We start from the raw sequence: 20213 nt of genomic DNA, 5'->3' as shown, positions 1-20213 counted from the left end.
TTTCATTTTAACTACAGCACCGACGACTTCACCGGGCGGATTATGGCCACTGCCGCCGATCAAATTAGTGTACAAGGTAGTCATTGGCGAGTTGACAGGGATCTTCGTGTTGGTGGTATGGCAGATATTGGAGGGTGGGCGCAATGCGGAGTCGACCTTTCGGCCAACAGAACAGACTTTGGTTCCCCTGCTGATGGTTCGTTGGTTTCAGGCGGACGTATTCGATCCAGAATGCTGGGACGCGGCGGTAACGGTGACACCTCCGGAGCGTGGGGTGGTTTCTACCTTGAAGAATACGTTGGGTACAACCACCGAGTGGTACTGTATATGGACGGTTTCGGCCAAAAAGATGCCTGGCTCTTTTACACCGGAGGGACAATCTCCACCCCTAAAGGCGATGTTATGACCACTGGCTCAGACGTGCGGCTGAAAAAGGATTTTACGGAATCCCAGGAAGGGGCCTCCAGGCGTATTAACGCGCTGGGGGTATGTGAGTTCAACATGAAAGGCGAAACACGGCGTAGGCGTGGATTTATTGCTCAACAAGCTGAAAAAGTTGACCCGATTTACACCTTTCAAAGCGGCGATGTAGAAATTGATGGCGAGAAGATCAATATCCTTAACGTAGACCATACGGCCATCATCGCGGATCTTGTTCTTACGGTGCAGGAGTTAACAAAACAAGTGCGTGATTTGAACAAGCAGGTTCAAACAAAAGAGTACTGATTGAGAGAAAATAGGTTATCAAAACTCGGATAATTTATCATGTAATCAGCATGTTAGAATTAACATAAAAATGGTTCTAGATAAGTGTTCAGAAACATATTTTTTTTAAAAATCAAAGTTTTAAGAGCAATGCAGAGAACTACTGCTGCGCCACATGCAGTGGTTCGAAGCCGCAGACCTGATCGTTAAAGGCATGGAAGGCGCTATCGCCGCCAAGACCGTGACCTATGACTTCGAACGTCTGATGGAAGGCGCTAAACTGCTGAAATGTTCAGAGTTTGGCGACGCGATTATCGCGAATATGTAATCCCGTTGGTGGATTAAGTAAAAGCGGGAGCCGATGGGCTCCCGTTTTTTTTCGCCTTCAGACAATTAATCTGCCGGACGCTTGAAGCATTAGGCGATGGCGAATGTCCCGCAGCGCAACGTTCAACAAAGCTATATACCTCATGACAGGGAGAGATCCATTTGCCGTAAGAGCTCGCATGAAAACGGATTGCACGCCAGGCGTCATACTGATGGCCCGACCGGCTTAAACCGGGGCCGTTCGGCGAAAATGTGCTTTAGCCTAAACTCAGGCTATCCGCTCACTTTCAGATTAAACAGCCGGGACAGCGCCGCTTTGCCGCTATCCGTCACTTGTACTTCCCGATATCCCGGCGCGCGCGTTATCCATCCTTTTTGCAGGAACAGCGTCATTAGCGCCGAGCCGGCGTCGCCTCCCAGATGAAAACGTCTTTCGCTCCAGTCGAGACAGGGGCAGCAGGGCTTACGCCGTGGGCGGGCGTTCAGTACTGCGCCAAGGCGTTCAAGCTGGGTTTTACCGGCTGACGTCAGGGCCAGGCCATCTGCCGCCAGCCATTTTTCCCTCAGCATAAATTCATAAATATTGACCGCCAGCTCGCCCGCCAGATGATCGTAGCAGGTCCGGGCGTAGCGAAGATTAACCGGCGTGCTGGGGAGAAGCGTCTTATGCGCTTGCATAGAGACGCCCATCAGGTTTTCCAGCAGCCCGGCAATATGCGAGCCCGCCAGGCGGTAATAGCGGTGGCGCCCCTGCGCGAGACACACCACCAGCCCGTTGCTGAGCAGCCTGGCAAGATGGCCGCTGGTGGTGGAGGCGGACACCTCGGCGACCGTACTGAGTTCGGTTGCCGTCCATGCGCGCCCGTCCATCAGCGCGCAGAGAATACTGACCCTTGACGAGTCAGAGAGGGCGGAGGCCACCATCGCCATAGCGGTTCCCAGCGCCTCCTCTGGCTCACTGTCTTGCTGCGGTTTCAGGAGATTCATTCAGAAAGTATGGCCCATTTTTTGGTCACTTCCGCTGCCCGGGCGTCATCATCGGTAAGGAGAATGAGCCGGTTACGGTGGTCGCTGTACTGTACCAGAATATTAATACCATTATGGGCCAGGGTGTCTGCGATGTCTCCCAGTTCCCCTGGTCGTTCCTGAGGTAACTTTCGTATCAGAGGACGGCATACATTGCTGACCGTAAAGCCGGCCTCGGTCAGCACCCTGCGGGCTTTCTCACCGTCTTCCACCAGAAAATGCGCATGTCCGGCATCAGGCGTGGTGAATACGCCACCGCCTTCGAGCCCCACGCCGTTGTTACCCAGCGCCTTACCCATTGCGCCAAGCGAGCCCGGCGAGTTGCTGAGAATCACGTGAATGTCATACATCTGACTGTGCTCCCCGATCCGATGCGTAATCCCGGAACACGCGGGCTACGCGTATTCTGTAATATGAAAAAATCGATGCTTTGCCTTCGCGCTGGGCAGCCAGATGCCGCTCATTTTGCTGCCAGTTGGCCACCGAGGCTTCATCTTCCCACCAGGATAGCGAGAGGATTTTGCCGGGCGTACTCAGGCTCTGAAAGCGCTCAATGGCAATAAACCCCGGCGTGTCTGAAAGCAAAGGCGTCAGCCCGGCCGCCAGCTGAAGATATCTTTCCTGTGCTTGTGGTAAGGCGTCGGCCTCAAAAAGTACCGCAATCATAAGTCTGCTCCGTGGTGAATTTCCCGGCAGTCTACTGACGGTCAGAGCAGGAAGCTTCGGTGTGCAGCGAAATATGCCTGGCAGGAGATCAACGATTGCAACGGAAATGCTCCCAGGCGTTATTGCGATGGTGAATAAAAAAGAACGCCAGCCATGCGATACGGCAGCCTGAGCGCACAGGGCTGGCTGAGTTTTAGTGAAATCGCGATGTGGGGGGATAAACCCTGACGGCTGCGGCTATCGATGAAAGCGATCGCCGACGGGCAGTACGGGCGGGAAAGCCGTTTTACTGACATGCAGAATATGAACCCGGAAACGCTCGCCCGGACTAGCGAAGCGCCGCCGGGCGATAATCGAAAGAGCACGTTGTCTGCCACCGGTCACGCCTTCAGGCTCCGCGCTCTCCTCGGGCGTGGATTTTTATCTTAGCCGGGAGACCTGCGTCTCGCCTACTGTGCATGGCGGCGCAGGGTGGAGGCGGGGTGGCGCCGCAGCGCCTCTTCGGGACGCACAGGGCGCCGCACCAGTTCGCCGCCGCAGTTCGGGCAATGTCCGTTCAGTCGCGTCGTCATGCAGTCCCGGCAAAAGGTGCACTCGAATGAACAGATAAACGCCTCGGGTGAGTCTGGCGGCAGATCTTTATCACAGCATTCGCAATTCGGACGTAACTCGAGCATCAACTTCTCCTCTGGTGAACGGCTATATCAGCGACGGCGGGCCAAAGCACGCTATGTTTATATCATGCCGCGATCGGTCCGCCGAGAATTTCCTTGCGCGGTAATCGCCTTCTCAGAGGGTCGCCTTCCCGGGCTGCATTCCCGGTACGAGGATCACTTTGCGGCACGCCTCTTCACGTTTCTCAAAGATCTGGTAGCCGCGCGCGGCCTCCTCCAGCGGCATATGGTGAGTGACAATCTCCTCCGGGGTAAGCAGCCCTTGCTCAATAAGCGCCAGCAGATCCGGCAGCCAGGCGTGGACGTGGGTTTGTCCCATCCTGAAGGTCAGTCCTTTATCAAAGGCATCGCCAAACATAAAGCCGTGGATGAAACCGGCGTAAACCCCGGGTACGCTGACGATGCCGCCGCGGCGCACGGCGGCGATGCACTGGCGCAGGGCTTTTCCGCTGCTCCCCTCGATTTTCAGGGTGCTGAGGACGGTTTCCGTAAGGCTACCTTTCGCCTCGAAGCCCACGGCGTCGATCACCGCGTCGACGCCGCGATGGCCCGGCGTGTTATCGATAATCCACTGCGCAGGATCGTCATGGTGGTCAAAGTTTATCGGGATCGCGCCATAGCGTTGTTGCGCGAAATCGAGTCGGTAATCGTTATGATCGATGATAAATATCTGTTCTGCGCCATTGAGCCTGGCGCAGGAGGCGCAGAGCAGGCCTACCGGGCCGGCGCCAAAAATAGCCACGCTACTGCCGGGTTTGACCTCGGCGTTTTTAACCGCCTGCCAGGCGGTGGGCAGAATATCTGACAGAAACAGCACCTTTTCATCGGGTAAGGTGTCTGGCACTTTAAACGGTCCGGTATTGGCTTTGGGGACCCGTACATATTCCGCCTGGCCGCCCGGGATCCCGCCGTACAAATCGCTATAGCCAAACAGCGCCGCCGGTGGCGAAATGCCTTTTCGATTGAGCGTCGCTCCCTGGCCGCTATTGGTGCTTTCGCAGGCGGCATACTGCTGCAAGCGACAAAAGAAGCAGTCTCCGCAGGCGATGACAAACGGGATAACCACCCGGTCGCCTTTGCGGACCGCGGTGACCTCGGAACCGGCTTCCACCACTTCCCCCATAAATTCATGGCCGAAAATATCACCATGGTGCGTGCCGGGGATCTTTCCGCGGTACAGATGCAGATCGGAACCGCAAATCGCTGTCGCGGTGACGCGCAGAATAATATCGTCCGCTGCCTCAAGAGCCGGGTCAGGCATGGTGTCGACGCTGACATGATGCGGGCCGTGATAAGTGAGTGCTTTCATAGAATATTCTCCTCGAGAGAAAGGTTGACAGCATGCGGTTCTTCGGCCTGGTGAACGGCTGCTATCGTCACCGATAAATCATCGTAAAAAATAAAGCGTAGAGTACTAATAATGGAACTGCGTGATATTCCAGGGGCTGAATATATTCCACGCTTCGCTTATTTCCCGGCTGGTCTGTTCGAGTTATTTGCCTATTGCCCTTATGTGTGCCAGTATTAATCGGGCATGATATTCGCTCCATTTTGTTTGCTAGCCGCTTCCCCAGCGGCTTTTTTTATTCGTAAAATCAGGGAAAATTCTTAATTTCCGTCTGGCAAAGGACAATGCTGCCGCTTCGTTATATAACCCAACGGTAGTAATCCTCCGGTATAGATAATTCTTTGCCGCAGAGGTGATCTGCATACATTATTTCCCTGAACACAGTAAGTTAGCGGCAAGGTGCCGTCTGGTTATTTTTGAGGTGTCTTGTAGAATTATTCCGAATTACTGCTAAAAGGTGTCGAAAAAACGGAATAATAATTTGACTAACCAGCATTACCCGCTAGATTTAAATATCGAACGACGAGTGATACGGAATATTTTCGTATCGTACTGACATAACCGATATACATGAGGTGAAATATGGCAGAGCATCGTGGTGGTTCCGGTAATTTTGCTGAAGACCGTGAAAAAGCTTCTGAAGCAGGTCGTAAAGGTGGTCAGCACAGCGGCGGGAACTTTAAAAATGATCCGCAGCGTGCGTCCGAAGCGGGTAAAAAAGGCGGACAGAATAGCCACGGCGGTGGCCGCAAGTCCGATAATTCCTGATTATCCTTTTCCTTGCACCCTGAAGTGAAAGTATCTCCTGCGAGTCTGTCACAGACTCGCAGTTATTTTCTGACTCCAGAAGGTATTTCTATGAATATGAAAAGCATTGAAGATGTATTTATTCACCTGCTCTCAGATACCTACAGCGCAGAGAAACAATTAACCCGCGGGCTGGCTAAACTAGCCAGAGCGGCGTCCAGTGAAAAACTCAGCGCGGCGTTCAATGCTCATCTTGAAGAAACCCAGGGCCAGATCGAACGTATCGACCAGATTATTGAACAGGAATCCAACCTGAAAATCAAACGCATGAAATGCGTGGCCATGGAAGGATTAATCGAAGAAGCTAATGAAGTCGTTGAGAGCACGGAAAAAAATGAGGTACGTGATGCTGCATTAATTGCCGCTGCGCAAAAGGTCGAGCATTACGAAATTGCCAGTTACGGTACTCTGGTCACCCTGGCAGAGCAGTTGGGCTATAAAAAAGCAGCCAAACTGCTTGCCGAAACCCTGGAAGAAGAAAAACAAACCGATGTGAAATTAACCGATCTGGCGGTAGGTAATATTAATAAGAAAGCGGAAAAATAAACTCTCCCTGACACGAGGAAATCACGATGAATCACGTTGAACATTACCATGACTGGCTACGAGATGCGCATGCCATGGAAAAACAGGCAGAGTCCATGCTGGAATCAATGGCTGGCCGTATCGATAATTATCCGGATCTCCGTGCCAGAATCGAACAGCATGTTAACGAGACCAAACGGCAAATTACCGTGCTGGAAGAGATCCTTGACCGCAATGAGATTTCGCGCTCGGTGATTAAAGATTCGATGAGTAAAATGGCGGCTCTCGGCCAGTCCATCGGCGGGATGTTTCCTTCCGATGAAATCGTCAAAGGCTCGATCAGCGGGTACGTTTTCGAGCAGTTTGAAATCGCCTGCTATACCTCTCTGCTGGCGGCCGCTGAAAAAGCGGGCGATACCGCCTCCATCCCAGCCATTGAAGCCATCCTGGCGGAAGAGCGGGAAATGGCCGACTGGCTGATTAAACATATTCCTCAGACCACGGAGCAGTTTCTCCTGCGTTCAGATGCTGACGGCGTAGAAGCGAAAAAATAACCCAGGAGGCAGGCCTATGTTTCGTCATGTGAAACAACTGCAGTATACCGTACGCGTTGCTGAACCGAATCCGGGGCTCGCGAATTTACTGCTCGAACAGTTTGGCGGCCCTCAGGGCGAGCTGGCCGCCGCGTGTCGTTATTTCACCCAGGGATTAAGCGATGACGATCCCGGCCGCAAAGATATGCTGATGGATATCGCGACAGAGGAGTTGAGCCATCTGGAGATCATTGGCACTTTGGTCGGCATGCTGAATAAAGGCGCCAAAGGAGCCCTGGCGGAGGGCACCGAGAGCGAGGCGGAACTCTATCGTTCGCTCACCGCCAACGGCAATGACAGCCATATTACATCCCTGCTGTACGGCGGCGGTACCCCGCTGACCAACTCGGCGGGCGTGCCGTGGACGGCGGCCTACATTGATACTATCGGCGAACCCACCGCCGACCTGCGGTCGAATGTCGCGGCGGAGGCGAGGGCGAAGATCGTCTATGAACGCCTGATCAACGTGACCGACGATCCTGGCGTGAAAGACGCGCTGGCCTTCCTGATGACCCGCGAAGCGGCGCATCAGCTCTCTTTTGAGAAGGCCCTGCAGTCGATTCGCAACAACTATCCACCGGGCAAACTGCCGCCCATTAGCGAGTACGCAAACACCTACTACAATATGTCTGAAGGTGGAGAAGTACGCGGCAGCTGGAACAGTGACAAACACTTCGATTATGTCAAGGATCCACAGCCGGCCGTAGATGGCGGAGATGGCAGTGCTTCTGTCGGCCTGACGCCAGAGCAGGAAGCGCTGTGCAAAGCGATGCTGAAGCGAACGCAGTCTGACCCGCAGGGCGATCCTTTGACCGGCGCCGAACTCGGCGCCGGGAAGCAAAACACTTCATCATCAGCTAAGTGATGTTCGCATGAGCCCCGGTTGCGGCCGGGGCGATTCACAATGATGGGTGTGGAATATGTTTGAATTCGACGCGTTTCATCTGGCCCGATTGCAATTCGCCTTTACCGTATCCTTCCATATCCTCTTTCCGGCCATCACCATCGGCCTTGCCAGCTACCTTGTGGTGCTTGAGGGGATGTGGCTGCGAACCCGGGATAATGTCTGGCGTTCACTCTACAATTTCTGGCTGAAAATCTTTGCCGTCAATTTTGGCATGGGCGTAGTCTCCGGATTAGTCATGTCCTATCAGTTCGGCACCAACTGGAGCGGATTTTCCCAGTTCGCTGGTAGTATTACCGGCCCGCTGCTGCTGTACGAAGTGCTGACCGCCTTCTTCCTTGAAGCGGGATTCCTCGGTGTGATGCTGTTTGGCTGGAATAAAGTGCCGCCAGCGCTGCATTTTTTTACCACCTGCATGGTGGCGCTTGGCACGTTGGTTTCTACCTTCTGGATCCTTGCCTCCAATAGCTGGATGCAGACGCCGCAGGGTTTTATCATCGAAAATGGCCATCTCATCCCGCAGGACTGGCTGGCGATTATCTTTAACCCCTCTTTTCCGTATCGCTTGTTCCATATGGCGATAGCCGCGTTTCTCAGTAGCGCCATGTTCGTCGGGGCGTCTGCCGCGTGGCATCTTCTGCGCGGCAACGACTCGCCGGCCATCCGCAAAATGCTGTCGATGGCGATGTGGATGGCGCTGCTGGTGGCGCCGATCCAGGCGGTGGTGGGGGATATGCATGGTCTTAACACCCTTGAGCATCAGCCGGCGAAGATCGCGGCCATCGAAGGGCACTGGGAAAATCGCCCCGGCGAGGCCACGCCGCTGCTGCTGTTTGGCCTGCCGGACATGGAGCAGGAGCGGACCCGCTATGGTCTTGAGATCCCCGCTCTCGGTAGCCTGATCCTTACCCACAGCCTGCATAAGCAGGTGCCGGCCCTGAAAGACTTCCCGAAAGAGGACCGACCCTATTCGCCCGCCGTCTTCTGGTCGTTTCGCATCATGGTCGGGATGGGCGTGTTGATGATCGCCTTAGGGATCTGCAGCGCCTGGCTGCGCTATCGGCGGCGGCTGTACCACTCGCGTCCCTTCCAGTGGTTTGCGCTCTGTATGGGGCCCGCCGGTCTTATTGCCCTGGTCGCCGGGTGGGTGACCACCGAGATGGGCCGCCAGCCGTGGGTGATATACGGGTTACTGCGCACGCGGGATGCGGTGTCGTTGCACAGCACCCTGCAGATGGCCATCAGCCTGTTGGTATTTATCGTGGTTTACTGCGCCGTGTTTGGCGTGGGGTATTACTACATTTTCCGGCTTATCAAAAAAGGACCGCAGCCGGTGACGGAGCTGACCTCGAAAACCGCAGGCACCCCGGCGCGTCCGCTCTCAGCGGCAGAGCCGGTGCGTGATGAGGAGAACGCATCATGAGCATCGATATCTCGGTGATTTGGTTTGTCATCATTGTCTTCGCCACGCTGATGTATATCGTGATGGATGGTTTCGATTTAGGTATTGGGATGCTGTTCAGCGTGGTGCATGATGGCGAAGAGCGCGATGTGATGGTCAACAGCGTCGCCCCCGTCTGGGATGGTAACGAAACCTGGCTGGTGCTCGGCGGGGCAGGGCTGTTCGGCGCCTTTCCGCTGGCCTATGCGGTGATCACCGATGCGCTGGTTATCCCGCTGACGGCGATGCTCATCGGCCTGATTTTTCGCGGCGTGGCCTTTGAATTTCGTTTTAAAGCGGTTCCCTCGCATCGCATCTTCTGGGACTATGCCTTTGCCGGCGGCTCGCTGTTGGCGACCTTCAGCCAGGGGATTGTCGTCGGCGCGTTTATCAACGGCTTTGCGGTGGCTGACCGCCGCTTCGCCGGTTCGACGCTGGACTGGCTTACCCCTTTCAATCTGTTCTGCGGTCTGGGGCTGGTGGTGGCCTATCTGCTGCTGGGCACCACGTGGTTGATTATGAAAAGCGAAGGCGCGCTGCAGCAGCGGATGCGCGAGCTGACCCGCAAGGTACTGCTGGCGCTGATGGCGGTGATCGCGGTGGTCAGCGTCTGGACGCCGTTGGGCTGGCGCTACGTGGCGGAACGCTGGTTTACGCTGCCCAATTTCTTCTGGTTCGTGCCGGTGCCGATTCTGGTGTTGGCTCTGAGCCTGTGGATCTGGCGCCTGAGCGCGCGCCCCGCCAGCCACGCCCGTCCCTTTATCCTGACGCTGGGCCTGATTTTCCTCGGCTTCAGCGGGTTGGGGATCAGTGTCTGGCCGAACATTATCCCACCGCATATCTCTCTGTGGGATGCCGCTGCGCCGCCCTCCAGCCAGGTATTTATGCTGCCGGGGGCGCTGCTCATTATCCCGGTGATCCTGATGTATACCGCCTGGAGCTACTACGTCTTTCGCGGCAAAGTCTCCGGTAGCGAGGGCTATCACTGAGAGGCCAACAGGCGGGCTGCTGATTGACCGGCGCGTCGCGCCGTCCGGTCAGGGATGACCGAGAGGGATGCGCACAAACCGGTGATCTGCTGCAACGACTCGGGCCGGGTGTTTATGCCTTCGGCGGCTTGATCTTAATAATAAATCGTTCGTTAACCCGGGTGATCCTCGCGCCAATATCGCCAAACTCGGTGGCGATTTTAAAAAAATCGTCCGCGGCGACATCAAAATCGAGTTCAATCTTCGGGTGTTGTCCTGTCGCCAGTAATTCATAGAAATGGTCAAGGCTGCGGGCTTTTTCGCTAGGCATCTTATTTCTCCATGGTAAACCAATCTGCAGTGGTTTTATTGCTTACGGCGCTTTTACGGATTATTCAGCAGGATGACAAACGTGCCTGATATAAAATTATGCAATGACAGTAAGAATGAGGCAGGGCGAGGTTATTCCGTGTTGTTAAACCGCGTGGCGACGCGTTGTCCGCAATACCATGACGGCAGAGACGACCCTGCGGCGCCGGTTGATGATAGACATTTTTTGATGACAAATTAATGACAATAAAATGAATCTGTCCGGGCTCGGGATGGCATCGTGCTAAATAATTTTATTCTGTGGCTGGTAAGGTGGTTGTTAACTACTTTATGGTGATGGAGCGTCTTTTTTAGGGCCAACGGCGAGGGAACAACGATGCAATTACTTGATTTATTCGCAGGCTTATTATGGTTAAGCAGCGTTATCTTCCTGCTGTTTGTTCTTGATGTGATCATCACCCGTTATCTTTATCGTAAATAATCGACAACGACAGCGGCGTTGGGCATAGGGGACGGCGTCGGAGGATGATAATATAACCCGCGGAATGATTCAGAAAGGAATGCGCGGTGGCCGGGAGAATTGATTACGATATTGAAAAATACCAGTTTACCGAAGCCGGTGAGACGCCACGGCTCCGGGAGCAGTGGCGCGAAGTATACCTGGAGTGTCGTCAGCTGCGGGCCGGGGCAGAGGAGCGCCTGCGCATTGCGTTACTGAACGTCGACTATGTCACCAGCTTCGAGCTGCCTTTTCGCCTGCTGCTGGTGCGCGCGCCGCAGCTAATCGCCGATGTTCGCGAGACGTTGCAGCTTAGCCGTAAAGCCGCCGTTTTCAACGGCAAACGTTACGGCTGCGTCTATAGTTTGAAACAGGATTTACAGGCTGTCCCGGAAGCCTTTCATTACCGCCTGGCAAACCGCATTCGTCGCGTCGATGCAACCGGGCTGACGGCGGCCCCGTACCAGCAGATTGCCCGGGAGATAAAGCCGGCCCGGGAGCGGCTCCGCCAGGCGCTGAACGCCGGCCTGCCGGTCACCGCTCTCGACGCCCTGTTCTGGTTCGGCAGTCAGCGAGTGGCGGCGGACATCGCGCAGTTGCGCCGGTCCGGCATGGCGATTGTCACGACGGAGGTGGAGGTCAGCGACAATTTGTTCAATACCACCCGACGAGTGCCCGTTTACCGCCTGGCCAGCGAGTGAATCGGCAACCTTTCGCCCAGCCGTTGCCTCTGCAGACAGTTGACCATTGCCCCGTTGAACCAGACGCACAGCCCTCTGGCGATAGGCCGCGGGGCCGGTTCCAGCCATGCGCTGGCGATGAGCATGAGGAGCATTAGCGCCAGCGGAACCATGTATTTTCTTTTCACTGCCCTTTATCCGCTGCGCCTGTTCTGCCAGCAAGGTAGCGGTAAAGTATGACGTTTCGTTGACCGGGGCAGCGTTTTTATTATTGGCAAGCGGTTGCGTTGGGCCAGAGATTATTCATCTTTTGGCATACGAGAGGACGAAAACTGGCGGCTTGTATTTTTGATTTTTATTACACCACGCTTTTTTTTGCCGCCGGGGAAAAGCGTAATGTGGCTACGACTGGATGCGGCTCGTCATGTAACTGGCTGGTTTGAAACAATATTTTAATTGTTGTCTAAACGCATGCGACAGCGGTGGCTAATTTATATTAATTCACTTTACCGATCAATAAATTATATGTTGATAGTTTTTAGCTATCGAATGTTTCTTATCGATCATTTTAAACTATTTTTGTTGGCGGGAAATATATGACATGCTTTAACCCTTTCTTATTTTTGGTATTTTTTAAATGGTTGAAGAAAACGCGAAAAATACCTCCTATCGCTTCGTACTGGAGCCCGCTATTAGCGATGATGGCAGCTGCCACTCGTGGGAATTGCTCACTAAAGATATTATAGCACCCGCACGAAATAACGCCTCAGCGCCCGCGTTTTCTTTCTCCACGCTTACCGAAAGCGATAAGCTTGCACTATTTACCCGACAAATCGAGTTGCTTTCCGTATTTGATTTTTCCCTGGTCGATAATAAGCCGATCTCGCTCAATATCGATGATTTATTAAGCCATTTTATTCTGACGGACCGCTATCTCTGCGATTTTCTGCGCTCGTGTAAGCATATTGCTTTGGAGATAAATGAGAATTTTCATGAGTTTATCGCCGGCCGCGAGCTGACGGCGCTAAGCACGCTGGCGGCGCTTTGTCCGGTCTGGCTGGATGATTTTGGTCGCGGGCGAACCTCCTTCCCGCTGCTGGAGAGATTCCGCTTCGATTGCGTCAAAGTGGATAAGGATTACTTCTGGGATAAAGAAAACGACCCCGCTTTGCCCGGTCTGTTGCAGTCTATTCATACCCTGACCGGCTATGTGATCGTTGAGGGTATCGAAACCGAAAAGCAAAAACGGTTAATCACTTCTGCCGGGGACATCATAGGTCAGGGCCGCTACTGGAAGGAAGAATATATTTTTCTTTGCGGTTGAGGGTCGACCGGGGGCTGGTTTCGGTTACCTGCTATTCTTTTATTATCCAGTTTTAAATACCCCCTTTGCTACAGATAGTCTTTATTAGCGCAGTGATAAGCGCCTCTCTTTTTTATGAAGGATCATTCCCTGTAAATACCCCCATGCGTAACGCCCCGATCGCCATTTCGACGTAAGCCAGGAGCTGACCTCTGAGCAGCGCGAGCTGGTGAAAAAAGATCTCGCCGCTGCGATCAATTAATCCTGCCTGCGCCATCCGCTCAGGATCGCGCGGCAGGGAAAAATGCCGCCGTTTACCGGCGGCTATTGCTTATTTTGCGCTACCCTGGTTTTTTTCCAGCCGGGCGAAATACTCCGGTGCAAACGGACGCGGATCGACGTCGGCAAACGGCGCGCGCTCAAAGTGTGATTTCAGCGCCCAGGGAACCGTGCAGTCAAAAATGGTCTTGCAGCTGATGCCATTTCCACGGATCGACGGGCTGTATTCCGGCGTCTGGGACGGATCCAGCTGGTGACCGCGAATGCCGGGGATTGTCGTAATGCTGACGTCCCCCTGCATGCGGGTGGTCATCGCCCACAGGATATCGTCGCTGTCAAAGATGTCGACATCTTCATCAACCAGAATAATATTTTTTAGCTCGGAATAGGTCGCCAGCGCCAGCAGCGCGGCCTGCCCCTGCCGGCCTTCATCGGCGGGTTGACGTTTTTTCACCTGCAGGATCCCGAGGAACTTACCGCCACCCGCGGTGTGGGCGTAGACATTTTGTAAAAAGCCCGGAATGGCGGCCTCGACGGCATTCCAGATACTGGCTTCCGTTGGCAGGCCGGCGAGGGTGGTATGCTCTTCCCCCGGTCCCACCAGGGTCTGCAGAATCGCATTGTTTCGCATGGTCACTGCTTTGACTTTGATTACCGGCAGCGACGGATTAGCGCCGCCGCAGTAGCCAGGAAATTCCGGCATCGCGTGGCCGCTATTGGTGTGCTGATCCTCTCTGACGCGCACGCCAGGCAACAGCTCACCTTCGATAACGATCTCGGCGCGGGCGATGGCTTTCTCCGGGACGCTGACGCCCTGAACCAGCTCCACCGGACGTTGACGCAGCGCGCCGGCGACGCCCAGCTCGTTATAGCCGAACGGCGTGGTAGGGGCTTCGAAGCAGGCGCCAATATAGATGGCCGGATCGAGACCCATATTGATGGTTATCGGCAGCGGTTTGCCGGCGGCCTCGGCCTTCTGGCGAAACACTTCGATATGGCGGCCGGCGGCAAGAAACATCGACAGCTCATCCCGGCCCTGAACGCACAAGCGGTGGATGGTGACGTCGGTCAGCGAGGCGTCGTCGGGATCGCTGGCCAGCGCCAGGCCCAGGCAGAAGAAGGGGCCGGCGTCGATAGGGGTGTTGGTGGGCGCCGGAAGCAGGGTGCGCAAATCAAAATCCGGATCGTCGGCCAGAAAGATCTGTTCCTGGCAGGGGGCGCTGCTGGCCGGGACGACCACCGGCGCGACCGGTTTTTTCACCGCCTTACCCACTTCAAGGGCCAGCTGCGAGGCTTCGCAGCCCAGCAGCAGCGCGGCCCGCTGGCGGCTGGCGTGCATACCCACCAGAATGCGCGAGTGTGGATAACCCTTAATATTGTTAAACATCATCGCCGGCCCGATGCGAGTGGGGCGCTTCACGGTGCCGCCCGCGCCGATATGGCGATAAACACCGGCCAGCTCGGCGTTAGGGTCAACCGGATGATCGGTTTCGAGATACTGATTGTCATGCTGTTGCAGCAGCGCGATGGCGTCGCGCAGATCCTGAATCGGTGCGGTCATGATGTTCTCCTTAGCGTATCGATGCGCACAGTATGCTTCGCAGGCTAATGGTTATCAATTGCATCATTTATGCTTTATTGATAAGCTTTTTCTTATCAATTTGTAGGGAGGAGTCCGACCATGTCCTTGCGAGCGTTACGCCATTTTGTGGTCGTTGCCGAAGAGTTGCATATGCACCGGGCGGCGGAGCGGTTACATATCGCCCAGCCCGCCCTCAGTCAGCAGATTAAGCAGCTTGAGCAGCGCCTGGGCGTGGTGCTCTTTTCCCGCGCTAACCGCCGTCTGACTCTGACCGCCGCGGGCGAGGCCTTTTTACACAAGACGCGGCTGGCGCTGGAAATGGCCGATCAGGCGGTGCTGGACGCCCAGCGCACCGCGCGGGGCGAGCAGGGGAGGCTGCATTTGGGGTATGTCTCCAGCGCGATGTACGACAGTAAACTGCCGGGGCTCCTGCGCCGGCTGCGCGCCGACTGGCCGGGGATTGAGCTGTCGCTGGTGCAGGGGGATGTGCAAATGCTCTACGAAGCGCTGTTGGATCTGCGTCTGGATATCGCCATCATCCGCGCGCCGCTGGCCTCGCCGCCGGACGCGCTGGTGGTCAGGCCGTTTGTACGTGAAAAGCTCTGCCTGGCGCTCTATCAACAGCATCCGCTGGCCGGCGTGGGCGCGCTTAATCTGGCCTCATTGCGCACTGACAACTGGATCTCGCTTGACGATCCGCAGGGCACCGGACTGGAGCAGGTTTTTATGGATGCCTGTCGCGTCGCGGGCTTTACGCCGCAGGTGGCGCAGCGGATTAACGACGTTACCTCGATGATTAGCCTGGTCTCCGCCGGGGTGGGAGTGGCGTTGGTTCCGCTCTCGGCGCGGGCCTTACGCCTTGATAACGTGGTGTATATCGATCTCCAGGATCGGCTGGCGGAGAGTGAGCTGAGCATGGTTTACCACCGCCATATTCGTTCGGCAGTGGTAAGGAAAGTTATCTCGCTGCTTAATACCGCTGAGCGATAGTCCCGGTTAGCTGGTCTTCAGGCGGCCAAAGCTGACAATCCTTGAACGGCCCAGCTCTTTCGCCCGGTACAGCGCGGCATCCGCCGCGCGCAGCAGACTATCGCTTTGGGTGTGCTGCGGGTAGCTGGCGATGCCAATCGACACATCCACCTGGCCTATCTCGGTCAGACCATCACGCAGCGTCATATTGCGCACCTGGGTGTAGATCTCGCTGGCGCACTGGTGCGCCCCGGCTTCGTCAATCCCGGGGAGCAGCACTAAAAACTCCTCGCCCCCGTAGCGGAAAGCCATGCCGATATCGCGCACCGCGCGCTGCACAATGGTCGCAACGCTCTTAATCACCAGATCCCCAGCCTCATGGCCATAGCGATCATTGATGGTTTTAAAATGATCGATGTCGATCATCAGACAGCTCAGCGGAGTATGGGTATGGACCGCCAGCGCCATCTGCGAATGCAGCGCTTCGTCAAGATGATGGCGGTTACGCAGGCCGGTCAGGGAATCGAACAGCGCTTTTTCCAGCAGGGCGCTGCGCAAACGCTGATTGGCCAGCGCCAGGCCCAACGCTTCCGCCATCAGCTCGAGATAGGCCCGGGAAGGAGCGTCACCGGCGGTAACGTTCTGGAAGGTCAGCAGGCCAATGGCTTCGCCCTGGGCGATGAGCGGTACGCAGAGCGACTGGCCGGCGTGCGTCTCCGGCAGATGATAGCAGGTGATATCGGGCTCGCCCTGCACCGGCGGATGGCTGAGTCCCCGCCGTATCGCCCAGCAGTCGTCGGGAGAAAAGGGCGTCGTCTCACCGGCGGGTGACAGCCACTGCGCTACGCAGCGCAGCTGCCAGGGGTCGGTATCCAGAACATACAGTTTACCGGGGATCGTCGGGGCGATATTTGGCGCAAACCGCTCCGCCACCTTAATCACATCCTCAATGGTTTCACAGCCCTGCAGCCGCTGAGTCATACGCGCCAGCAGCTCGCGGATCGCCCAGTCGGCGTCGCGCTGCTGCTCCAGACGCTGACGGGCCAGGCCGTTCTCGCGAAAAATGCGGATCGCCTGAGCCATGTCACCAATCTCATCCACCTGGGTAAAGTGCGGCGTCTCCACCGCATAATCCTGGGAGGCGAGACGCTGGACCACGTCGCTCAGGCGAACCACCGGGTAGAGCACCCGGCGTTTGAGAATGAAGCCGAGGACGAACAAAAACATCAGGGCGGTCAGGCCGACCATGATTTCCGACAGCGTACGCCAGATCCGCGAGCGCTCGGTGGCCTGGTCGATAGCGACGGCGGCGCGATGCTCAAGCATCTGGCGGAAGCGATCGATCTGCGTCTGCATGCGCTCCAGTTCAGTCTCGTACGCGGTGCCGTACAGCACCGCGATGGCCGCTGGCGCATCGCCGCGAGCGACATGCGCCAGGGCCGCCTGCTGTTCATCCTGTAGCTCATTGGCGATCCGCAGGCCATCCTGGAGCAGCGCCAGCTCCTCGCGGCTGGCGCCGTTATCTTTCAGGCCGCCCAGCCGCTGCTCTATGCTCTTGTCAGTCTGCTGCAGCTGCTGATATTGCGTAAGCGTCTCCGGCGAAGGCTTTATCACGTACAGCCGGGCGAGGTCAGACAGCGCCCAGGCGTCGTTTTCCACCTCGTCGGAGAGGGTATCAAAGACCTGGCGCTGCTGTACCGCCTGGCGTTCGACGCGGTCGGCGCTGGAGGCCATGAGCATAGCGCTCCCGGAAGCCAGCGTCAGGCCAACGGTGATCCCGTAAGCCCAGTTAGTGATGGTGGCGATTCTCACCGTGAATTTCCTTGCATGCAGATGAAGCTGTTTTGATTATAGAACTCCGCCCCCGCCACGACGGCGGCCCGCTTCAGAGGCGGCGCTCGCTATGCAGAGGGGCAAGGGTCTGAAGAATGATGGCGTGTAGCGTTTCCGCATGGTGGCGCAAAACGAGGAAGACATCGCTATCCAGAGCGCCATTTATAACATCCGCTTCCATAATCTGTAAGGCTTCCTGCCAGGCCATCCCTTTACGATAAGGGCGATCTTCGGTCAGCGCGGTGAAAATATCGGCGATGGAGATAATCCGGTCGGCGAGGGTCAGGTGCTCCTTTTCGAGATGCAGAGGGTAGCCGCTGCCGTCCATTTTTTCATGATGATTCGAGGCCCAGTTAATGATGTCGCCGAGCTCGCTATAGTCGCTGAGAAGTTCGCCGGTCATGTAGCTGTGCTCCCGCACCTGACTCAGCTCCTCATCATCCAGCTCGCCCTCTTTTTCGAGAATGGAGAGTGGGATATAGACCTTGCCAATATCGTGTAGATAGCCGGCTATCTGTATTTGCTGACAGGTGGGCTCCGGCAGCTGCATCCAGCGGGCAAGCTGGCGGGCGATTTCCCCCACCATGATGCTATGGGTGGCGGTAAAGCTACTGTAGGTGTCGACGATTTTGGCAATCAGCAGGCAGACATCCTTCAGACCGTGAATATCCAGATAGCGCGTGTTGATGGGGCCAATAATCTCCAGCAGCCGCTGAATATGGCCGGGGTGAAGGTGCTGCCAGAAGTTCGCATTTTCAGCGACCTCGCACAGGATATCGCAGAGCGGCGGATCGATCTCCCGATGCAAAGCGACGAACTGTTCCACCACCGCCCGCGTGGGCCAGGCGGCAACGTGGCTATCGGCCGGCAGCAGCCGTTCAAAGGCATCAGCGAAATAGACAATGTGCTGTTCGCGGGAGCCCCGGTGGTTCGGGCTAAAATGGTGATCGCGAATAAAGGGAACGATGGGCTGGAAGGTCGCTAATCCCTCCAGCATCGCCACACCCTGGCGCTGATGCGGGTCGTGGATATTATCGATAGCATCCAGCGAATGAATGGTGCGTTTATCCCCCAGCACGCCGATATCGTGCAGCAGCGCGGCGCAAAAAATGGTCTGCTGCCGTTCGTCAGGCAGTCTCAGCCTTTGCGCCAGCGTCAGGGCGATTAAGGCCGTTCGTTGCATATGCCGGTGCAGTTCAGGGTTAATGATCTGGATGACTCTGGTGGTCAGCATCAGGGCCGACTTCAGGGCAATACGCATCTCTGTTCTCCGTTCGCGTGACCTGGCGGGCAAAAATGCTCTCGCCGGTGACGGAAGTGTCGATAATCTGATCGCAATGCGTGTTGTGTGTTGCTGAACAGGTAAATCCTCAGAATGTTTTGGTTCATAGCTCTGCCCGTTTCAGATCCAGTGGTGCACCAGAGTTGGGCGATATCGTCCTAAGAACCTTATTATTGTCTGATAGTTAACCATTTCCCCCCCAGAAAAGAAATGAATTCTGGCAAGCCCTTTGCATTAAGCAAGCGTAAGTTTGATTAATGTCTATGAAGGGAGTGACCTGTATGAATTTTAGAGCATTACTTGCCATTGCGTTATTGACGATGAGCAGCCTGGCGTTTAGCGAGACGCGTCTTCCGCATATTGTTATTTTAGCCACCGGCGGAACGATTGCTGGTTCGGCGGCCAGCAATACCCAAACAACCGGCTATAAAGCCGGGGCGATTGGGGTGCAGACGCTGATTAACGCCGTGCCGGAAATGAGTAAAATCGCTCACGTCGAGGGCGAGCAGGTGGCCAATATTGGCAGTGAGAATATGACCAGCGATATTATTCTCCAGCTCTCGAAGCGGGTGAATGCGCTATTGGCTCGGGACGATGTCGATGGCGTGGTGATCACCCATGGCACGGACACGCTGGATGAAACCCCGTATTTCCTCAATCTGACGGTGAAAAGCAACAAGCCGGTGGTCTTTACCGCGGCGATGCGCCCGGCGACGGCGATCAGCGCCGACGGGCCGATGAACCTGCTGGAAGCGGTCACGGTCGCCGCCGATCCTGATGCCCGGGGACGCGGGGTAATGGTGGTGCTTAACGACCGCATCGGCGCGGCGCGCTTTGTCACCAAAACTAATGCCACTTCGCTGGATACCTTCCGGGCGCCCGAGGAGGGCTATCTTGGTGTCGTGGTGGGCGGAAAACCCCAGTTCGAGACGCGGGTGGATAAAATTCACACGCTGCGCTCGGTGTTCGATGTGCGTCAGCTGAAGGTTCTGCCGAAGGTGGTGATTATTTATGGTTACCAGGACGATCCGGAGTATATGTACGATGCGGCGATCGCCCATCATGCCGACGGTATTATCTACGCCGGAACCGGGGCGGGGTCGGTGTCGGTACGTAGTGCCGCCGGTATCAAAAAAGCGCAGCAGGCGGGCATCGTGGTGGTGCGAGCCTCCCGTACCGGCAGCGGCGTCGTACCGCCGGATGACAGCCAGCCCGGGCTGGTGGCCGACTCCCTCAACCCGGCAAAAGCGCGTATACTGCTGATGACCGCGCTGACGCAGACTAAAGACCCGCAGCTGATTCAGCAATATTTCCATACCTACTGATCCTCTGCGGCGAGGGCGTTGTTCACACCCTCGCCGTGCTTTCTTCTCAAGGACCTGGCTTCCATGCAAATCGATGGCGGATGATTGCCCATCATTCACTCCACCTGTGTTTCCCACGAGGCGTAAAGAAATATTTTTTATTGTCCG

At 55.9% G+C, this 20213-nt stretch carries 24 protein-coding genes and 1 pseudogene; 14 read left to right on the top strand and 11 right to left on the bottom strand.

Annotated features, from left to right (window positions below):
* Together KHQ28_RS24195 and KHQ28_RS24190 are read left to right on the top strand one after the other, a co-directional pair.
* Positions 1-726: tail fiber domain-containing protein (locus tag KHQ28_RS24195; RefSeq protein WP_211777705.1), on the top strand; the 726-nt coding region annotated here is incomplete at its 5' end.
* A gap of 136 nt (positions 727-862) precedes the next feature.
* Positions 863-1033, top strand: a pseudogene (locus KHQ28_RS24190) (isocitrate/isopropylmalate family dehydrogenase); the annotation flags it as partial.
* 272 nt (positions 1034-1305) lie between these two features.
* Here the strand turns inward: KHQ28_RS24190 and KHQ28_RS24185 are convergent.
* The 4 genes from KHQ28_RS24185 to KHQ28_RS24170 all read right to left on the bottom strand — a co-directional run bounded on the left by KHQ28_RS24185 (position 1306) and on the right by KHQ28_RS24170 (position 3020).
* Positions 1306-2019 (bottom strand): helix-turn-helix transcriptional regulator, encoded by a 714-nt coding sequence (locus KHQ28_RS24185; RefSeq protein WP_032419088.1) that lies wholly within the window; start codon positions 2017-2019, stop codon positions 1306-1308.
* Positions 2016-2408 carry an ACT domain protein gene (locus KHQ28_RS24180; protein WP_023159861.1) on the bottom strand — a complete coding sequence of 131 codons (393 nt, stop codon included), beginning with the start codon at positions 2406-2408 and terminating at the stop codon, positions 2016-2018. The genes KHQ28_RS24185 and KHQ28_RS24180 overlap by 4 nt, the downstream gene beginning before the upstream one ends.
* Positions 2401-2724, bottom strand: a complete 324-nt coding sequence (locus KHQ28_RS24175; RefSeq protein WP_004150797.1) for an antibiotic biosynthesis monooxygenase — start codon at positions 2722-2724, stop codon at positions 2401-2403. Before KHQ28_RS24175 ends, KHQ28_RS24180 begins: the two co-directional genes overlap by 8 nt.
* 119 nt (positions 2725-2843) lie before the next feature.
* Complete coding sequence (locus tag KHQ28_RS24170; RefSeq protein WP_020805510.1) at positions 2844-3020, bottom strand: hypothetical protein; 177 nt, start codon at positions 3018-3020, stop codon at positions 2844-2846.
* Here KHQ28_RS24170 and KHQ28_RS29640 point away from each other — a divergent pair.
* Positions 2968-3153 carry a hypothetical protein gene (locus KHQ28_RS29640; protein WP_023159860.1) on the top strand — a complete coding sequence of 62 codons (186 nt, stop codon included), beginning with the start codon at positions 2968-2970 and terminating at the stop codon, positions 3151-3153. The two genes, KHQ28_RS24170 and KHQ28_RS29640, sit on opposite strands and share 53 nt — an antisense overlap.
* 20 nt (positions 3154-3173) lie before the next feature.
* Here the strand turns inward: KHQ28_RS29640 and KHQ28_RS24165 are convergent, their stop codons facing one another.
* Together KHQ28_RS24165 and KHQ28_RS24160 are read right to left on the bottom strand one after the other, a co-directional pair.
* Positions 3174-3401, bottom strand: a complete 228-nt coding sequence (locus KHQ28_RS24165; RefSeq protein ID WP_004140530.1) for a DUF1272 domain-containing protein — start codon at positions 3399-3401, stop codon at positions 3174-3176.
* A gap of 112 nt (positions 3402-3513) precedes the next feature.
* Positions 3514-4707 carry a zinc-dependent alcohol dehydrogenase gene (locus tag KHQ28_RS24160; protein ID WP_004140529.1) on the bottom strand — a complete coding sequence of 398 codons (1194 nt, stop codon included), beginning with the start codon at positions 4705-4707 and terminating at the stop codon, positions 3514-3516.
* 621 nt (positions 4708-5328) lie between these two features.
* On the opposite strand from KHQ28_RS24160, the gene KHQ28_RS24155 reads away from it, so the two are divergent.
* The 6 genes from KHQ28_RS24155 to cydB all read left to right on the top strand — a co-directional run bounded on the left by KHQ28_RS24155 (position 5329) and on the right by cydB (position 10005).
* The gene (locus tag KHQ28_RS24155) at positions 5329-5514 is read left to right on the top strand and encodes a general stress protein (RefSeq protein WP_004150795.1); all 186 of its coding nucleotides are present in this window, start codon (positions 5329-5331) and stop codon (positions 5512-5514) included.
* 90 nt (positions 5515-5604) lie between these two features.
* The gene (locus tag KHQ28_RS24150; RefSeq protein WP_004148027.1) at positions 5605-6099 is read left to right on the top strand and encodes a ferritin-like domain-containing protein; all 495 of its coding nucleotides are present in this window, start codon (positions 5605-5607) and stop codon (positions 6097-6099) included.
* A gap of 26 nt (positions 6100-6125) precedes the next feature.
* Positions 6126-6632: a ferritin-like domain-containing protein gene (locus KHQ28_RS24145; RefSeq protein WP_004140514.1), complete on the top strand. Its 507-nt coding sequence runs from the start codon at positions 6126-6128 to the stop codon at positions 6630-6632.
* 16 nt (positions 6633-6648) lie between these two features.
* Entirely contained in the window at positions 6649-7536 is an 888-nt protein-coding gene (locus KHQ28_RS24140) for a manganese catalase family protein (RefSeq protein ID WP_004140512.1), read from the top strand.
* Positions 7537-7591: 55 nt separating this feature from the next.
* Positions 7592-8998, top strand: coding sequence for a cytochrome ubiquinol oxidase subunit I (locus KHQ28_RS24135; RefSeq protein WP_021313534.1), 1407 nt, complete (start codon positions 7592-7594; stop codon positions 8996-8998).
* Entirely contained in the window at positions 8995-10005 is a 1011-nt protein-coding gene (gene cydB / locus KHQ28_RS24130) for a cytochrome d ubiquinol oxidase subunit II (protein ID WP_004140509.1), read from the top strand. Before KHQ28_RS24135 ends, cydB begins: the two co-directional genes overlap by 4 nt.
* Positions 10006-10117: 112 nt before the next feature.
* Here the strand turns inward: cydB and KHQ28_RS24125 are convergent, their stop codons facing one another.
* On the bottom strand, positions 10118-10315 hold the full coding sequence (locus tag KHQ28_RS24125; protein ID WP_004140506.1) for a hypothetical protein: 198 nt from the start codon (positions 10313-10315) through the stop codon (positions 10118-10120).
* Positions 10316-10881: 566 nt separating this feature from the next.
* On the opposite strand from KHQ28_RS24125, the gene KHQ28_RS24120 reads away from it, so the two are divergent.
* The 3 genes from KHQ28_RS24120 (at position 10882) to KHQ28_RS24110 (ending at position 12817) form a co-directional block, all read left to right on the top strand.
* Positions 10882-11514, top strand: a complete 633-nt coding sequence (locus tag KHQ28_RS24120) for a helix-turn-helix domain-containing protein (protein ID WP_004150791.1) — start codon at positions 10882-10884, stop codon at positions 11512-11514.
* Between the two features lie 39 nt (positions 11515-11553).
* A complete protein-coding gene (locus KHQ28_RS24115; protein ID WP_032419086.1) occupies positions 11554-11733 on the top strand; it encodes a hypothetical protein in 180 nt (59 codons plus the stop codon).
* Positions 11734-12130: 397 nt separating this feature from the next.
* Entirely contained in the window at positions 12131-12817 is a 687-nt protein-coding gene (locus KHQ28_RS24110) for an EAL domain-containing protein (protein ID WP_032419085.1), read from the top strand.
* 112 nt (positions 12818-12929) lie between these two features.
* Here the strand turns inward: KHQ28_RS24110 and KHQ28_RS24105 are convergent, their stop codons facing one another.
* The gene (locus KHQ28_RS24105) at positions 12930-13094 is read right to left on the bottom strand and encodes a hypothetical protein (protein WP_004140498.1); all 165 of its coding nucleotides are present in this window, start codon (positions 13092-13094) and stop codon (positions 12930-12932) included.
* A 33-nt stretch (positions 13095-13127) separates the two neighbouring features.
* Positions 13128-14636, bottom strand: a complete 1509-nt coding sequence (locus KHQ28_RS24100; RefSeq protein WP_004140497.1) for a UbiD family decarboxylase — start codon at positions 14634-14636, stop codon at positions 13128-13130.
* A 120-nt stretch (positions 14637-14756) separates the two neighbouring features.
* Here KHQ28_RS24100 and KHQ28_RS24095 point away from each other — a divergent pair, with 120 nt between their 5' ends.
* Complete coding sequence (locus KHQ28_RS24095; RefSeq protein WP_004150788.1) at positions 14757-15647, top strand: LysR substrate-binding domain-containing protein; 891 nt, start codon at positions 14757-14759, stop codon at positions 15645-15647.
* Between the two features lie 6 nt (positions 15648-15653).
* On the opposite strand, the gene KHQ28_RS24090 is transcribed toward KHQ28_RS24095, so the two are convergent.
* Both KHQ28_RS24090 and KHQ28_RS24085 read right to left on the bottom strand, forming a co-directional pair.
* A complete protein-coding gene (locus KHQ28_RS24090; RefSeq protein WP_032414790.1) occupies positions 15654-17438 on the bottom strand; it encodes a sensor domain-containing diguanylate cyclase in 1785 nt (594 codons plus the stop codon).
* A gap of 73 nt (positions 17439-17511) precedes the next feature.
* Entirely contained in the window at positions 17512-18720 is a 1209-nt protein-coding gene (locus KHQ28_RS24085; protein WP_032419083.1) for an HD-GYP domain-containing protein, read from the bottom strand.
* Between the two features lie 302 nt (positions 18721-19022).
* On the opposite strand from KHQ28_RS24085, the gene fraE reads away from it, so the two are divergent.
* The gene (gene fraE, locus KHQ28_RS24080) at positions 19023-20066 is read left to right on the top strand and encodes a fructose-asparagine asparaginase (protein WP_004150784.1); all 1044 of its coding nucleotides are present in this window, start codon (positions 19023-19025) and stop codon (positions 20064-20066) included.
* The last annotated feature ends 147 nt before the right edge of the window (positions 20067-20213 follow it).

Source organism: Klebsiella sp. 28, from assembly GCF_018223905.1.
In the GTDB taxonomy this organism is placed as follows: domain Bacteria; phylum Pseudomonadota; class Gammaproteobacteria; order Enterobacterales; family Enterobacteriaceae; genus Klebsiella; species Klebsiella pneumoniae.
Note: the sequence above shows the minus strand (reverse complement) of the source record. Positions and strands in the feature narration are given on the sequence as shown.

Coding starts and splice junctions, on each gene's coding strand:
- KHQ28_RS24185 (WP_032419088.1), bottom strand. CDS start 2,019: ATGAATCTCCTGAAACCGCAGCAAGACAGTGAGCCAGAGGAGGCGCTG.
- KHQ28_RS24180 (WP_023159861.1), bottom strand. CDS start 2,408: ATGTATGACATTCACGTGATTCTCAGCAACTCGCCGGGCTCGCTTGGC.
- KHQ28_RS24175 (WP_004150797.1), bottom strand. CDS start 2,724: ATGATTGCGGTACTTTTTGAGGCCGACGCCTTACCACAAGCACAGGAA.
- KHQ28_RS29640 (WP_023159860.1), top strand. CDS start 2,968: ATGAAAGCGATCGCCGACGGGCAGTACGGGCGGGAAAGCCGTTTTACT.
- KHQ28_RS24170 (WP_020805510.1), bottom strand. CDS start 3,020: ATGTCAGTAAAACGGCTTTCCCGCCCGTACTGCCCGTCGGCGATCGCT.
- KHQ28_RS24165 (WP_004140530.1), bottom strand. CDS start 3,401: ATGCTCGAGTTACGTCCGAATTGCGAATGCTGTGATAAAGATCTGCCG.
- KHQ28_RS24160 (WP_004140529.1), bottom strand. CDS start 4,707: ATGAAAGCACTCACTTATCACGGCCCGCATCATGTCAGCGTCGACACC.
- KHQ28_RS24155 (WP_004150795.1), top strand. CDS start 5,329: ATGGCAGAGCATCGTGGTGGTTCCGGTAATTTTGCTGAAGACCGTGAA.
- KHQ28_RS24150 (WP_004148027.1), top strand. CDS start 5,605: ATGAATATGAAAAGCATTGAAGATGTATTTATTCACCTGCTCTCAGAT.
- KHQ28_RS24145 (WP_004140514.1), top strand. CDS start 6,126: ATGAATCACGTTGAACATTACCATGACTGGCTACGAGATGCGCATGCC.
- KHQ28_RS24140 (WP_004140512.1), top strand. CDS start 6,649: ATGTTTCGTCATGTGAAACAACTGCAGTATACCGTACGCGTTGCTGAA.
- KHQ28_RS24135 (WP_021313534.1), top strand. CDS start 7,592: ATGTTTGAATTCGACGCGTTTCATCTGGCCCGATTGCAATTCGCCTTT.
- cydB (WP_004140509.1), top strand. CDS start 8,995: ATGAGCATCGATATCTCGGTGATTTGGTTTGTCATCATTGTCTTCGCC.
- KHQ28_RS24125 (WP_004140506.1), bottom strand. CDS start 10,315: ATGCCTAGCGAAAAAGCCCGCAGCCTTGACCATTTCTATGAATTACTG.
- KHQ28_RS24110 (WP_032419085.1), top strand. CDS start 12,131: ATGGTTGAAGAAAACGCGAAAAATACCTCCTATCGCTTCGTACTGGAG.
- KHQ28_RS24100 (WP_004140497.1), bottom strand. CDS start 14,636: ATGACCGCACCGATTCAGGATCTGCGCGACGCCATCGCGCTGCTGCAA.
- KHQ28_RS24095 (WP_004150788.1), top strand. CDS start 14,757: ATGTCCTTGCGAGCGTTACGCCATTTTGTGGTCGTTGCCGAAGAGTTG.
- KHQ28_RS24085 (WP_032419083.1), bottom strand. CDS start 18,720: ATGCGTATTGCCCTGAAGTCGGCCCTGATGCTGACCACCAGAGTCATC.
- fraE (WP_004150784.1), top strand. CDS start 19,023: ATGAATTTTAGAGCATTACTTGCCATTGCGTTATTGACGATGAGCAGC.